General features: G+C 54.7%; 1 protein-coding gene. It reads right to left on the bottom strand.

The features are described 5' to 3' along the window. The coding region (locus ACLD7X_RS18790) for a tetratricopeptide repeat protein (RefSeq protein WP_425625518.1) at positions 1 to 323 on the bottom strand (323 nt) is incomplete at its 3' end. Between the last annotated feature and the right edge of the window lie 145 nt (positions 324 to 468).

A 468-nucleotide genomic window follows, 5' to 3' on the forward strand; every position in this document is an offset into this window, starting at 1 on the left:
GCCAAAACGTCGCTATAGAGGGAAAGCAAGTCCGATCCTGCACGTAATCCAACACGTAGGCGTTCTGTCAGTTGCGACGCATTCAGGATAGTGTAGGGATCGGATGAGTTCCGAATGGCTGTCAGCAGCCAGCGGTGTGCGTCGGACGACTTCCGTTGGGCTTCGAACGCCATCGACAGGCCTAAGGCGGAACGAGCATCCTTAGGGTTGTTGGCAAAAGCACGCTGAAAAGCGCGTTCGGCGTCCGAAAAGCGGTTTGAAAGCAGGAGTGACCAACCATCGGTATCCTGGGCGGGAACAATGCCGTAGCTCAGAAGGAGCACGAGAGAAGCGCAGAGAAGCCTTGCGTAAGAAAAGGTTGTCATGCGTGTGCGGTAGTGTGTTGTTGCTTTTGCTATGTTGCGGCGAAACGGCCACAATCTACCGAAACCGCCATGTTTACCGTAACATCTCTCCTCGTCCCAACGG

It is taken from the genome of Aphanothece microscopica RSMan92 (assembly GCF_046613545.2).
In the GTDB taxonomy this organism is placed as follows: domain Bacteria; phylum Cyanobacteriota; class Cyanobacteriia; order PCC-6307; family Cyanobiaceae; genus NIES-981.